Consider the following 12,523-nt stretch of genomic DNA (forward strand, 5'->3'; position numbering starts at 1 on the left):
AGCTTAAACGCATAAGATAATTTACGGGTATATACCCGTAAATGGGTCTAAGTCTTGAAACCACTAGATCATGAGCAAAAGGCAGAGGTGATAATGTGAAATATCAGATCCTTGGAAAAACCGGCGTGAGAGTTTCTTCAGTGGCACTCGGGACGGCAAACTTTGGTATGCGGTGGGGGCATGGCGCATCGTCAGAAGAAAGCCGGGTGATTTTAGACGCCTATGAAAACGATGGTGGTAACTTCATTGATACCGCCGATGTGTATCAGTTCGGTGAGTCTGAAGAATTTCTGGGTGCCCTCCTTCAGGGACGCAGAGACGATTTTCTTCTCGCGACAAAATATTCGAGCGGCGCATCTAAAACGGCCGGCAGGCTGGTTACGGGCAATAGCCGCCGGGCGATGGTGTCCTCAGTGGAAGCAAGCCTAAAGCGACTCAGAACAGATCGTATTGATTTGTACTGGATTCATCATCCTGACGATATTACTCCGTCTGAGGAGCTTGTCCGGGGGCTTGAAGATCTGTCCAGAGCCGGAAAAATTCTTTACGCCGGTTTGTCCAATTTTTCGGCCTGGCGACTCGCTCGCGCAGCAACGCTTGCCGAGCTGTCTCATGCGGTGCCGATTGTGGCCTCTCAGTTCCAGTACAGTCTGGTTGCTCGTCAGCCAGAGCGTGACATGCTGAAAGCCTGCAGAGCGCTGCAGATAACGCCCGTAACCTGGTCCCCGCTGGGTGGTGGAATGCTCACCGGCAAATATCGGACCGGTGAAAAAGGCAGGGCTGAAGGGATGGGTGGAAAGGTGTTCCAGGCAGAAAACAGCGAACAGCGCAGCGCCATTCTTGACGAAGTTTTGGATATTGCTGCCGAAACCGGCGCAAGCCCCGATCAGGTCGCGATTGCCTGGGTTGCCGCACAGGACTGTATCCCTATTATCGGTCCCCGGACTCAGGCGCAGTACGTCAGTAATGCCGGTTTTTCAGGGCTGAATCTGACAGATGCACAAATTAACAGACTGAACAACGTCAGCCAGTTTGACTATGACGTTAAAACTGCGCCCGTTCAGGCATCTCTGGGGCAGGTTATACCGGGTAAGCCGGTGGCATAAAACTGAAGCAATGTCCCTGAGGAATAAACTGACATCAGAACTGTTGTCAGTTTATTCAACTGAAGTGTCCGGGACACGAGCATACGTAATGTCACTGTCTTACAGCAGCATATCCACTGCGACCAGCACAAGCGCTCCTGCCAGGATCAAATTGACCAGTCGGCCGTGCCGGCGGAGAAGTGCCTGAAACAGGTGCCCTGCCGCCGCCCAGCAGAGGTTGCCAAAGGCGCCGATCATGGCCAGCAAAACGCTGACCAGAATAATCCAGACCTTACTGCTGGTATAGGGAATGACAAAAGTGGAGAGTGCTGTGATCCCGTAAAGGATGATTTTTACATTCGCAAACTGCAGTAAGAAACTGGTTCTGAAGCTCAGCGGGATATCAGAATAGGCGTTATTTGCTGGGTGGCTTCGGGCAATCTTCAGCGCCAACCATAGAATATAAACCACGCCTAACCAGGTCAGCCAGTGGGTGACGGAAGGTAATGTCCGGGTTATCGCCACGGTAAATAAGGCGCACAGAAGCATGATAATGAGAAATCCCGCTCCCATACCAGCCAGGGGACGCAGGCTTTTACGGAATCCGTGCGTGTGTACGCTGCTCAGAGCCAGGATGTTATTAGGGCCTGGGGTCAGCGCAGTAATGAAGGTGTAAGCCAGAAAAGCACCAGCAATTGATAGTGACATAATAACTCCTCTTTTATTCTAAATTTAGAGGATGCTAATAAGAAAAAATATTGAATGTTTTCGCATTCATGATTCAACTTTATGAATACTTTACAGGAGACAATCTTGGACTTACGTCGTTTGTTTACTCTTAAGACCATTCTGGAGGAGGGATCCTTTGCCAAAGCAGCCAGCAAACTCTGCTGTACGCAGTCAACGGTCACATTCCAGATAAGACAACTGGAGGCGGAGTACAGCGTGCAGCTGTTTGAAAAAATAGGCCGCCGCATGGTACCAACGGATGCCGCCAGGAATATGATGCCGCATATTCACGAAATGATGATCGTCATGAATGGCATTAAGCAGGCCGTCCAGCAGAGCGCTGTACCGGAAGGTGAACTGCGCATCGCCATAGGTGAGACGTTGCTTTCCTACAGGATACCGCAGGTGTTGAAGAGCTTTAAGGTTCGGGCGCCGAATGTGTTGCTGTCTCTCCAGTCCCAGAACTGTTATACGATCCGTGACAGTCTTCTTGCCAATGAAACAGACCTGGGGATTTTCTACCGGGTAGGTAATGATACCTCTTTGATCATGCAAAACTATGGCGTCCATCCTCTGGTACTCGTTGCTTCTCCCGAATTAACAACGGTTGATTTTACCCGGGACAATCAGCATATTCCCGTGAGTTTCATTATTAATGAAAAACAATGTGTATTCCGTCTCATGTTTGAAGCGGCCCTGCGGCAAAGAAAAATAACGTTTGATTCCACCATTGAACTCATCAGCATCGAAAGCATTAAGCAGTGCGTAATGGCGAACACAGGCATTACTTACTTGCCCCGGTTCACAGTGGAAAAAGAGCTACGTGCCGGGCTACTGCAGGAACTGCCGCTCTCACCGGTCCCTGAAACCCTTTCTGCAGTCTGTGCTCATCATTCAGGTAAGATCATAACTCCGGCAATGGAATTGTTCATTCAGATCTTACGGGAGAGCCTGGACGTCTGACCGCACACCTCTCATTGTTGTGCAGGATTGCCCTGTCGGTTGCCATCCACCGACAGGGCTGACAATGGTGAATGGCAGAAGGGGGTACCGTCAGGTCAGGTACGAAGCAACTCAGGATCGGAACAAGAAGGCTTTACTGATGCCACTCCCACGGATTAAGCAACTTAACACCTAACTCTTCAAAATCTTTCACATTCCTGGTAACGACAGTCATGTCATGCCGGTATGCGGTCGCAGCAATCATGGCATCATTTGCCGAACGCTGATCAGGTACATGCAGGCTTGCACAGTGTATGGCGGTTTCCGTATCAAAAGGCAGTACGCGCCCGGAGAACTCACGCAACACCATTTGTGTAAACCACCGTCGCAGCATCTCCCCCTGGAACGTATCTCTTCGTAAAACCTGGAGAATACCTTTTTCAATCTCCATAATGGTGATCGCGGATATAAACATATCGCCCGCTTCAACCGTATCAGTCCAGTTTGATACATGTTGATCTATCCTGGGTGTTCTTGCCTTACGAAGTTCCGATATAACGTTAGTATCGATCAAATACCTCATGAAAAATCCACGTCCCTGAATCCGATATTCGCACGCTCTGATTCAAATTCAATGTCAGCCACACCCGGCATAACCAACGCGTCCTGGATGTTACGCCGTGTGCCCGTAAGTTTTTTGTACTCTTCGAAGGTCAGCAGGACGTGTGCAGGCTCACCACGATCCGTGATGTAGACAGGACCATTTTCTGCCATCTTTTTGGCAGCTGAAACTTGCTGGTTGAATAACCGGCTTGAAATCGTCGTAATGCTCATAGCGATCCCCCATAAAGTAGGAACATAGCTACATTATAAGCTGGTTGAGCATTTTTTCAATTGTGACACTCTTTGCCCAGACCACGAGCTGATACTCCCCTGCCCGCCCTCATTTTTTACGTTTTGGTAATTCCGGCATAGCAACCCAACTAATCCTGTCCATAATGACGGCTTCGGTGATAAATTTGACTGGATTAGATCGTCCTGAAGTAGCGAACCTTTTTATAATCAGGTTGACGTTGGTTATCGTTTCATCCGAATCGCAAAAGGAGAAGACATGAAATTATTCAGCCACAGCTTTAATGACGGGGATGTCATCCCCGGTAAAAACAGTTTCGCGGTTTATGATGCACAGAGCCATGTGCGTCTGTCTGACAACCTGAACCCGCATTTCGGCTGGTCAGATCTGCCTGCCGGAACGCAGTCACTGGTGCTGATTTGCCATGATTATGATGTGCCGACCAGCGGCGAAAACGTCAATCAGGAAGGGAAAGTCGTGCCGGCGTCTCTGCCACGCACCGATTTTTATCACTGGTCGCTGTTTAATATTCCGGTGACGCAGACCGAGATCGCTGAAGGTTCACAGTCAAACGGCATCACGGCCAAAGGGAAATCCGGACCTGAAGCACCGGGTGGACTGAAACACGGCATCAATGATTATACCGGCTGGTTTGCCGGTGATGACGCCATGGGTGGGACTTATTATGGTTATGATGGCCCCTGCCCACCGTGGAACGATGAGATCGTGCATCATTATGTTTTCACATTATATGCGCTGTCAGCGCCAACCCTGACATTCGAAGGCGAACCAACCGGTGCCAACATCCAGCGCGCCCTGGATAATAGTGATGTTCTGGCTGAAGCGAAGCTGACCGGGCTTTACAGCCTGAATCCGAACGTGAAGATTTAACAGTACTTCATCAGGAAAAACCATGACCAGTGAAAGCGCATTACTTGTTGAAGCCAGGTCGTTGCAATGGTCTGGTTTTTCCCGCGACAGTCTTAGCCGTACTAACTTAATCTCCGTAGCCTGGCCAGAACTGAAAATTCAGCAGAAGGCGAGTTCTTTTTTCTTTTATGAACCTACGCTGTTGCTGGTGTTATCCGGGAAGATTGAATTCTCCCACGGCGAAAAACCTTATCAGCTCAACACTCCAACGCTATTGGGGGTGATCGATCAAGGGGTAGATGCCGACTATATCAAGTCTCCGGCAACCGATGCTTCTGCATTTCGCTCGCTGTTTATTTCTATCAACTCCGATGTCATTGACGGTTTTTATCAACATTTCCCGCAATATCTCGCCGGTTCCAGAAAAAATGCGCAGATAACCACTGTGAAGTTATTGCGTAACCAGGAAGACTCGATACGCGATTTGCTGACAACGTTAGAGAACCCACGGATAAGTGATGATCGGGTCCGCCTGCGTATCTTTGATCTGTTGCTGGTACTGGCTGAACAGAATATCCGCTTTTTATTGCCTCAGCAGCAGGGGATTTTCCCGCGATTGAGCAAGCTATTACGAGACGCGCCGGATCAAGGATGGACGGCCAAAGTCGCCAGCGATGCACTGGCGATGAGTGAATCGACGCTACGCCGCCGATTGCGGCAGGAGGGCGTCCGATTTGAACAACTGTTGCTGGATATTCGTATGCATCATGCCCTGATGCTGATTCAAACCACCCACTGGAATATTGCCCAGGTTGCTGATGCATGTGGCTACAAATCGGTATCTCGTTTTAGCGAGAGATTCCGCTACCGCTTTGGCAATTCGCCTGCACAATTGCGATGACAGAAAAGTATCTGACCAGTCACAACTATCCAGCACGATAACCTTATAAAAACCAGTTAGCTATCCTCAACACTGTATTCATCAGTACAATAACCACAGCAACGCTGATGATAGCCGCACTGATGAATATGTACGCAGAATTACCAGGGATCAATGCCATAAAGGATGAAAGAAATTGCCCGGAGAAGATGGCCATCGACAAATAAGCCAGATTACGCCCACGAACATTGGCATGACTTCGCTCAACCGTCATATGGTTGACCAGAGGCACTGACAGGCCAAAACCACATCCCATCAGAGCGCCGCCGGCGACAAAAAGCGGTACAGAGGATGCAACAGAAAAAATTAGGTGTGCCAGCGCATAGCATGAGAAAGCCAGATAAAGCGTACCTGACTCTCTAATATGAAATATAACTTTTGGCATCGCCGCCGCAGCGAACACGGCGACAAGAGAAATGAATGACAGAAAGTAGCCCGTTTCTGCTGCCCCAATACCTATTTTATGAAAATGCTGCGGGATGATAATGACGGCTGTAAAGAAAACGATCATTGAAAAAACGGCCGCAAAATAAACGGCTCTAAGGTTTTCAGTGGGTTGTGACTTTACGTGCTTTTCATTCGCTGTAGATTTCTCACCTGATTTTGCCAGGGGCTGAGGGACAAACAGAAGTTGCATCATCAGTAACAACCAGGCAACCAGATACAGAACGAAAGGCCAACGCCAGCTGAGAGTCGCCAGCAGTCCGCCAATAAAAAGAAATATCACGCCGCCCAGTTCAATCGACATCCCCTGTTTGGCAATCATTTTCAGGCGGGCATCTCCACTATAAAACGTGGAAATTAATCCCGTACCCGCCGCCATGACTATCGCGGTGGCTCCGCCAAGCAACAGACGATCGAGCATGACCGGTAGCAAACCTCGCAAAAACACCCCGCAGCTTCCCAGCAGTCCATACAGGAAAAGCCCCCATGTCAAAGCGCGCCAGGCTCCGGCTCGATCAATAAATCTGCCCGCGAGTGGACCGAAGATAACCACCCCAAGCGAGGGCACCGTGACCAGCCAGCTCGCAGCAGAAGGGGTTCCCAGACTATCGGCTATTTCGCTAAGACCCGGCACAATGACGCAGCCGACCATGATGGTCAGACAGGCCACCGCCAGCAAAGTAAAGACTCCCGCCCTGGTTATATCTTGCATATTTCCCTCTCAATAACTAACCATTATATGGATACATAATCCAATATATGGACGCCATTTTCATAAAATCTCTTTAACAAGTCAATGACCGACAAGCCAGAACTGCATGGCATCGCCGTAATCAGGAGGACTGTCCACACTGTCCACCTATTGGGCACATTGTGGTAGAATGGCTTGATTTTTGAAGTGGAGAAGATTGATGAGTATTGATGGAGACAACAGCGGCTCTCAGGTTATCGCCCGTGCTGCCACTATTTTGCGCGCCCTGGAACTTATGCCGAAGGGGATGACTATCACGCAGCTATCCCGCGAAACCGGCCTTCCTCGCTCCACGGTTCATCGTCTGGTTGCCTCACTGGAATCACAACAATTGCTGATTACGGGAAACTCAGGCGTCCGTCTGGGGCCAGCGCTGGCGCGTCTGGCGGCTTCCGCGCATACCGATGTCATATCGCTGTCTCGCTCTCCAATAGAAACGCTGGGGCGTCGCACACGTGAGACGGTGGACTTGTGTGTGTATCGGGGTAGCCATGCGGTATCCGTCAGTCAGTTTGTTTCAGATCAGGAGCTTCGCGTCGTCTCGGCCGTCGGTACGGCCTTCCCCTGCCACTGCACAGCACACGGGAAGGCCATTCTGGCAACATTAACAGACGAGCAAATTGAAGGTGTGCTCGGCGGGCGACCAGATGTGAGAACGGATAACACCCTGCATAGCCTGCCATTGATTCTGGATGACATCAGAGAAACCCGGTTGCGTCGCTACGCCATTGACCAGGAGGAACACGCGCGTGGTGTCTGTGGCGTTGGGGTATATCTGCAACTGGGTTTAAATGATCACTATGCTCTCTCCCTCGCCGTTCCATCACTTCGCTTTGAAGAGAAGTTTGATCATTTAGTTAGCTCGCTGATGCAATGTAAGGCCGAAATCGAAGCATTGATAAAATAGCTTCGCCTTAAGGGTTAAGAATGCTGTGAATCTGTTGTGACGTAAGGTCTATGCCGAAAAATTGGCGGTAAAAATCATGCGTTTCTTTTGGCACTAAACCAATGCTCCGCAACATTACGCGCACCCGCTAAATCCATCCAGTCCTGATTGAGCGACGGTCGGCCACTGGTCATCAGTGGTAACCCCATGCTGTGATAAAGTGTCACCTGTCCACTGTCTGGCAACCCTTGCAGTCGTTGCTTAATCAGCGCGATATTACGGTCAAAATATTGCTGGTAACGATCATTAATTATCACAGCGGATGGCCCCAGCGCCTCTGCCGTCAGTGATACTCGCTCACACAATGCGCCCATCGAGTTCGCTTTTAATTCCAGCGTTATTGTTGGCGGACCAAGAATAAAGCATTCCGTGCCATCTGATTTGACGGTGCTATTCATCCTGGTTAGAACCTTGGGTATATTCACGTTGATAAAACAGAAGGAACATTATGTCTGCACAGCAACCTGAAGCTGTTATTGAGGAATTTTTTAACCGTGCCGCCAGCGCGCAGGATGTATCAATCATCGCGGACCTGGTCAGCGATGATGTTGACTGGTATATCGCCGGAGATGTTGCCACTGTGCCGTGGATAGGACGCAAACAGGGCAAAGCGGGTGCAGCTGAATTTTATCGCCAGATTCGCGAGCACATCACCTCGGAGCATTTTGAAATCAGTGGCATGCTGACGCAGGGCAGCAGAGTACTGGTGCCAGGCAAACTGGCCTCACGGGTAAATAACACCGGCAAGTTGATTGAGACCGAGTTTGTGTTTGATTTTACCGTCACTGATGGCCTGATCAGCCGTTTCCGGCTGTTTGAAGACAGCTTCGCGGTGTCTCAGGCCTGTGTCAGTTAACGACTCAACGGGTAAGCTGGTAATAAGGCACGCGCCGGGTTGTCCCGGTGAGTGTATCGAAGACATCGGTTTCTGCGGTAACAATCTGCATCCCCGTTTTTCTCAATCTCTGCACCTCGGCGGCAATGCGTTGAAGTCCAAACCAGAACAGCCCATCCAGTGCCGTCACCGGTAATCCCGTCTCAAGCGCCAGTTTCAGTCGTTCACGTGGGGCTTTAACCTCTTTGGCAATTTGCTGGTAAGGTGCCGCACTACCACCGGCTGCATCCACTCTGCGGATGCGGGTCGACAGGCGATACTGGAATTCGTCCGGTATTTGGCTTAAATCGGTGTTCAGGCTGTAAACGCAACCAAAGCGCTTGCCGTTGAACAGCACGTTTTTCTGCTGGATTTGCAGCTCATCCCGCAGTCCGGCGATCAGTTGTGGTGCACGAATCAGCAGCAATCTAAAGGGAAGTTCAAAGCTGGTAACATAATCAACGTTCAGCAAAGCGATGCGCAGACGCTCCTCAGCACCCGCATGACACTGGCGGCATTCTTCCAGCACTTCCTCCCACTGCTTTACCAGCCTTGCTGGTTCAGCGCTTTCAGTAAAACTGTACTTCTCAATCTGATAATCAATTTTCCCGCTCACCCTGAGTTCCCTTTTGATTATGCTGTCGAACCTATTGCACCTGGCACCCAAGCCTGAATATACCCGATCACGCGATGCCGGGCTAAAAAGTTATCGCTGGATCTCGTGGTAAATCCTGATAAATCAGCAAATCCGATGCGGAATGCGTAATTCTTTGCTACCGTTGCGTTACAGCACCTTCATGCCTTATGGGTTAACCACGATGCCTGCACGCCTGATGTTATTACTGTGTCTGATCCTACCGCTCCCGGTCCTGGCTGTGCAGAAAGAAGACAGCGAGCTAAGTTTATATTCCGTTAATACCGGATCTTTTGTATATCACATCATTGGCAATCACGGTCTTTACACCGAAAAGTTTGATAACGCCTTTTTTTCCGCTGAGAGAAAGTTTTCCGCCGATTCAGATTACAGCTTTCTGGCCGGAACGTTGAAAAACAGCTACGGCGATCGTTGTATCGCATTAGGTGTACGCAGGGACTGGATAAAGGACAGCAGCTGGACCTTTAAAGGAGTGTACGGCTACACCGGGGAATTCTTCTTCGACGCCTTCAGTCACTGTGGCGATGAAGGGGTTTATCACTCCTTCGAAAAAGTCACCGGCATCGGCTTCGCACCTTACATTTATCATGCCGTCCAATATAACTTCACCGATTACTTTGCCATTGAGAGCGGGATTATTTTACCCGCCGTATTTGTCATCAGCGTGCAATGGAGCTTCCGCTAGGTGCGAACCGATCAAGAGCCTGACTTAACCGGCGATTTTTTCATTATTTTTACCAGACAGTGGCCCGCAACCATCACCAGGGCAAGCACCATCACGGCCATTAAAATACTCAGACACCTGATTACCCCGGTTTTGGGTTCTGCGAGCCACAACTGATTCTGGATAAAAACAATAATCCAGGCGACGGTAAACTGACGACCTAAATAACTCATGTCCGGGGTTTTCTGTTGCCACTGACACCCCAGCCATAATCCCGCTACCAGCGTAATAATGTAAACCGGTGGGGATCCATGTAATAGCGGCAATAGCAGCAGGCTCAGTCCTGCGGCAATAAAACAACCGGCAAAACGCTGCTGCATGCGTTGTTTTACCAATGACGTTCTGTCCTTGTTGGTGTTGGGCAGAATCAAGATTGCCAGCACGGAAACCATCGCTTGCCAGAAGCCCGACATATCAAATCTCAACAATATTGCTGCGACCAGCGCTAAGGTGATCGCAGCCGGTATGGCAAGCTCAAGGCGCAAGGACGGGGTTATCTTGCCTTCAGGTGAATCCTGATGCAGAACCGGGTCGGGTTGAGGGGGATTAAGGGGTTGGAAGAGTAGCACCGTAAAAACACAACACGCACAACCAATTATAACCTCTTCAAGACGTGCCAACGTAAAGCTGAATAGCGCCTGAGTCTCTTCACCCGTTTGCGCTTCAGCCAGCACCATCATTGCCGTGACGGCTCCCAACACCCAGGCATAGGCACGGGAAGACGTCGCCGCTATCCAGACCGCCACTCCCCCAGAGAGCGCACAAAACAAGATCAAGAGATAAGGGCTGAAAGCCAGAACCGGCACCAGAATCAAAGCAGTGAGTCCGCCGATAACGCTCCCAAGAACCCGATGTAGCGCGCGTGTTATACTCACACGCACAGACTGGCTCATAACCGCGAAACTACTCAGTGCAGCCCAACCAGGATAAGCAAGGTGCAGCGCGTCGGAAACCATAACCGACAACAGTAAGGCGATAATTACCTGAACAGTAAAGACTTGATGAACCAGCGCGACACGGAAACCCACCCAACTCTTTGTGAGACGACTGACCAGCATCTGCAAACGAAACTTAAGCAGTTTATGTCTGGTCATGCAGATACCCTTACCTGTGCTGCTCGATACGATTCCTGCCGTTGCGTTTAGCGTCATACAACGCAACATCAGCCCGGTTGAGTAACTGATTATAGTCCGGGTGTCCATCATGGACGGTAAAGCCAATACTCACCGTGATCGGGATGTTTTTGCCGGAAACCGCCTCAAAAGGCGTGCTGCTGACGATGCGACGAATACGCTCCAGCAGGGTATACGCCTCGGACTGCCCCGCTTCCACCAATACAATCAGGAACTCTTCCCCACCGTAGCGGAACACGTAATCACTGGCGCGAATATTATCGCTAAGTAAGTTGGCCACATGCGTTAACGCACGATCACCAACAGAATGTCCCCATTCATCATTAACCTTCTTGAAAAAGTCGACATCAATAATCGCTACGCACAATGGCAAATGATTTTCCATCGCCAGGCTGACTTCGTGTTTCAGGACAATCGGCAAATAACGCTTATTCAGTAAATTCGTCAGTACATCTTTACCGTCTTGCATATGTGATACGTCATTGAACAGCATTTCCATATAGGTGCCAATTTTCTGACAGCAGGCATGGATGATGCGCAACAAATCCTGCATTTTCTCTACGGGTATTTCTGCCGTAATATCCAGGCCAGCCATCTTTTCGTCAATGGTTGTCATCAGTTGGCGTATTTGTTGAATCTGATCATTTTCACCAAACTGACGCGCACATTTATGGCGGAACCATAAGCCAAAATTGGATTCGGAAATTTTAATCAAAGGTTCCTTCTGGTGAATACCACTGACCAACCCGTAGATAACGGAGTTTTCCCAGTTGGAAAGTGCAGACTGTTGTTTGCCTTGTTCCTGATAAGCGTTATTCATCAATACATGCATGCGATAGGCTTCTTCATTGCGCGTTGCACGATAGTGTGACATCGCATAGGCGTGACTCATCATTTCGATCGCAATATCAATGGCCATCGCGGCATAATGCATGACCTGCAAACCCAGATAAGTGGCAATATTATGGTCGGTTATATAGTCATAAATGCCATATTTAAGCTGCCGGGCACCACGCTGGACAAACTCTACCGGAATACCGATGCGGGCGTGTACTCCACCAACGTGATATTGCTGTTGTCCCAGTGCTTCAAACTGACTTTCGTCCTGAGTCAAAATTGCCTTTACCCATTTAGACAGGGAACGACTCAGTTGTTCCTCTACCAACTCATAGGACAAATGCCTGGCAATTGCCGGATCTTTAAACAAACCTTCATAAAATCGATGAGCTAAATTGTCTGATTGTTCTTCGGCAATATTTCGCAGAATGACGATGACATCTTGTGGCAGTTCTGCGCGTAAAGGCTGCCATTCTTTAAGAATGACAGAGATATATTGTTTAATTTCTTCCTGCATCTTTTTATCGACCAAATGTTAGCTGGAGAGTCTGGTGAAAATAAAAGCGGCTATCCTAACATACCTGATCCAGTGGTCTTGGGCTTTTAACGCTTCCCAAACAAAAATAAGAGTTTTGCAGCATCAATGGCAATTGGGATATCTCCATTCGTTAGATATAAATCAATTGTCGGGGGGCAAACCACACTCAGAAAGTTATCACGCAGCAGAATCAGTAACACCA

14 protein-coding genes and 1 pseudogene are annotated in these 12,523 nt (G+C 49.4%); 7 read left to right on the forward strand and 8 right to left on the reverse strand.

Annotated elements, in window-relative coordinates:
• Nucleotides 1-95 precede the first annotated feature (95 nt).
• On the forward strand, nucleotides 96-1,106 hold the full coding sequence (locus tag AC6I8W_RS27655; protein WP_497839423.1) for an aldo/keto reductase: 1,011 nt from the start codon (nucleotides 96-98) through the stop codon (nucleotides 1,104-1,106).
• A gap of 99 nt (nucleotides 1,107-1,205) precedes the next feature.
• Here the strand turns inward: AC6I8W_RS27655 and eamB are convergent, their stop codons facing one another.
• Entirely contained in the window at nucleotides 1,206-1,793 is a 588-nt protein-coding gene (gene eamB / locus AC6I8W_RS27660; RefSeq protein ID WP_497839424.1) for a cysteine/O-acetylserine transporter, read from the reverse strand.
• Nucleotides 1,794-1,898: 105 nt separating this feature from the next.
• Here eamB and AC6I8W_RS27665 point away from each other — a divergent pair, with 105 nt between their 5' ends.
• Nucleotides 1,899-2,777 carry a LysR family transcriptional regulator gene (locus tag AC6I8W_RS27665; protein WP_497839425.1) on the forward strand — a complete coding sequence of 293 codons (879 nt, stop codon included), beginning with the start codon at nucleotides 1,899-1,901 and terminating at the stop codon, nucleotides 2,775-2,777.
• Between the two features lie 133 nt (nucleotides 2,778-2,910).
• On the opposite strand, the gene AC6I8W_RS27670 is transcribed toward AC6I8W_RS27665, so the two are convergent.
• Both AC6I8W_RS27670 and AC6I8W_RS27675 read right to left on the reverse strand, forming a co-directional pair.
• Nucleotides 2,911-3,339, reverse strand: a complete 429-nt coding sequence (locus AC6I8W_RS27670) for a type II toxin-antitoxin system VapC family toxin (RefSeq protein WP_497839426.1) — start codon at nucleotides 3,337-3,339, stop codon at nucleotides 2,911-2,913.
• Complete coding sequence (locus tag AC6I8W_RS27675) at nucleotides 3,336-3,590, reverse strand: type II toxin-antitoxin system prevent-host-death family antitoxin (protein ID WP_497839427.1); 255 nt, start codon at nucleotides 3,588-3,590, stop codon at nucleotides 3,336-3,338. The genes AC6I8W_RS27670 and AC6I8W_RS27675 overlap by 4 nt, the downstream gene beginning before the upstream one ends.
• A gap of 277 nt (nucleotides 3,591-3,867) precedes the next feature.
• Between AC6I8W_RS27675 and AC6I8W_RS27680 the strand changes: the two genes are divergently transcribed.
• Together AC6I8W_RS27680 and AC6I8W_RS27685 are read left to right on the forward strand one after the other, a co-directional pair.
• A complete protein-coding gene (locus tag AC6I8W_RS27680; RefSeq protein ID WP_497839428.1) occupies nucleotides 3,868-4,500 on the forward strand; it encodes a YbhB/YbcL family Raf kinase inhibitor-like protein in 633 nt (210 codons plus the stop codon).
• 22 nt (nucleotides 4,501-4,522) lie between these two features.
• Entirely contained in the window at nucleotides 4,523-5,380 is an 858-nt protein-coding gene (locus AC6I8W_RS27685) for a helix-turn-helix transcriptional regulator (RefSeq protein WP_497839429.1), read from the forward strand.
• A 43-nt stretch (nucleotides 5,381-5,423) separates the two neighbouring features.
• Here the strand turns inward: AC6I8W_RS27685 and AC6I8W_RS27690 are convergent, their stop codons facing one another.
• A complete protein-coding gene (locus AC6I8W_RS27690) occupies nucleotides 5,424-6,575 on the reverse strand; it encodes an MFS transporter (protein ID WP_497839430.1) in 1,152 nt (383 codons plus the stop codon).
• 199 nt (nucleotides 6,576-6,774) lie between these two features.
• Here AC6I8W_RS27690 and AC6I8W_RS27695 point away from each other — a divergent pair, with 199 nt between their 5' ends.
• On the forward strand, nucleotides 6,775-7,521 hold the full coding sequence (locus AC6I8W_RS27695) for an IclR family transcriptional regulator (protein WP_497839431.1): 747 nt from the start codon (nucleotides 6,775-6,777) through the stop codon (nucleotides 7,519-7,521).
• 95 nt (nucleotides 7,522-7,616) lie between these two features.
• Here AC6I8W_RS27695 and AC6I8W_RS27700 read toward each other — a convergent pair.
• Nucleotides 7,617-7,895, reverse strand: a pseudogene (locus AC6I8W_RS27700) (ABC transporter substrate-binding protein); the annotation flags it as partial.
• 113 nt (nucleotides 7,896-8,008) lie between these two features.
• On the opposite strand from AC6I8W_RS27700, the gene AC6I8W_RS27705 reads away from it, so the two are divergent.
• Nucleotides 8,009-8,416: a nuclear transport factor 2 family protein gene (locus AC6I8W_RS27705; RefSeq protein ID WP_497839432.1), complete on the forward strand. Its 408-nt coding sequence runs from the start codon at nucleotides 8,009-8,011 to the stop codon at nucleotides 8,414-8,416.
• A 4-nt stretch (nucleotides 8,417-8,420) separates the two neighbouring features.
• Here AC6I8W_RS27705 and AC6I8W_RS27710 read toward each other — a convergent pair whose 3' ends face one another.
• On the reverse strand, nucleotides 8,421-9,050 hold the full coding sequence (locus tag AC6I8W_RS27710; protein WP_497839433.1) for an ECs1377 family protein: 630 nt from the start codon (nucleotides 9,048-9,050) through the stop codon (nucleotides 8,421-8,423).
• Between the two features lie 217 nt (nucleotides 9,051-9,267).
• Between AC6I8W_RS27710 and AC6I8W_RS27715 the strand changes: the two genes are divergently transcribed.
• Entirely contained in the window at nucleotides 9,268-9,774 is a 507-nt protein-coding gene (locus AC6I8W_RS27715; RefSeq protein ID WP_497839719.1) for a hypothetical protein, read from the forward strand.
• A gap of 11 nt (nucleotides 9,775-9,785) precedes the next feature.
• On the opposite strand, the gene AC6I8W_RS27720 is transcribed toward AC6I8W_RS27715, so the two are convergent.
• A complete protein-coding gene (locus AC6I8W_RS27720; RefSeq protein WP_497839434.1) occupies nucleotides 9,786-10,907 on the reverse strand; it encodes an FUSC family protein in 1,122 nt (373 codons plus the stop codon).
• Nucleotides 10,908-10,917: 10 nt separating this feature from the next.
• Nucleotides 10,918-12,300, reverse strand: coding sequence for a diguanylate cyclase (locus AC6I8W_RS27725; RefSeq protein ID WP_497839435.1), 1,383 nt, complete (start codon nucleotides 12,298-12,300; stop codon nucleotides 10,918-10,920).
• Nucleotides 12,301-12,523: the final 223 nt, after the last annotated feature.

The sequence above is a fragment of the Pantoea sp. X-Soil-TKNS-1211 genome, from assembly GCF_059730495.1.

What these genes read in the sequence shown, in the direction of transcription:
- eamB (WP_497839424.1), bottom strand. Translation starts at nt 1,793, where the DNA reads ATGTCACTATCAATTGCTGGTGCTTTTCTGGCTTACACCTTCATTACT.
- AC6I8W_RS27670 (WP_497839426.1), bottom strand. Translation starts at nt 3,339, where the DNA reads ATGAGGTATTTGATCGATACTAACGTTATATCGGAACTTCGTAAGGCA.
- AC6I8W_RS27675 (WP_497839427.1), bottom strand. Translation starts at nt 3,590, where the DNA reads ATGAGCATTACGACGATTTCAAGCCGGTTATTCAACCAGCAAGTTTCA.
- AC6I8W_RS27680 (WP_497839428.1), top strand. Translation starts at nt 3,868, where the DNA reads ATGAAATTATTCAGCCACAGCTTTAATGACGGGGATGTCATCCCCGGT.
- AC6I8W_RS27685 (WP_497839429.1), top strand. Translation starts at nt 4,523, where the DNA reads ATGACCAGTGAAAGCGCATTACTTGTTGAAGCCAGGTCGTTGCAATGG.
- AC6I8W_RS27690 (WP_497839430.1), bottom strand. Translation starts at nt 6,575, where the DNA reads ATGCAAGATATAACCAGGGCGGGAGTCTTTACTTTGCTGGCGGTGGCC.
- AC6I8W_RS27695 (WP_497839431.1), top strand. Translation starts at nt 6,775, where the DNA reads ATGAGTATTGATGGAGACAACAGCGGCTCTCAGGTTATCGCCCGTGCT.
- AC6I8W_RS27705 (WP_497839432.1), top strand. Translation starts at nt 8,009, where the DNA reads ATGTCTGCACAGCAACCTGAAGCTGTTATTGAGGAATTTTTTAACCGT.
- AC6I8W_RS27715 (WP_497839719.1), top strand. Translation starts at nt 9,268, where the DNA reads ATGTTATTACTGTGTCTGATCCTACCGCTCCCGGTCCTGGCTGTGCAG.
- AC6I8W_RS27720 (WP_497839434.1), bottom strand. Translation starts at nt 10,907, where the DNA reads ATGACCAGACATAAACTGCTTAAGTTTCGTTTGCAGATGCTGGTCAGT.
- AC6I8W_RS27725 (WP_497839435.1), bottom strand. Translation starts at nt 12,300, where the DNA reads ATGCAGGAAGAAATTAAACAATATATCTCTGTCATTCTTAAAGAATGG.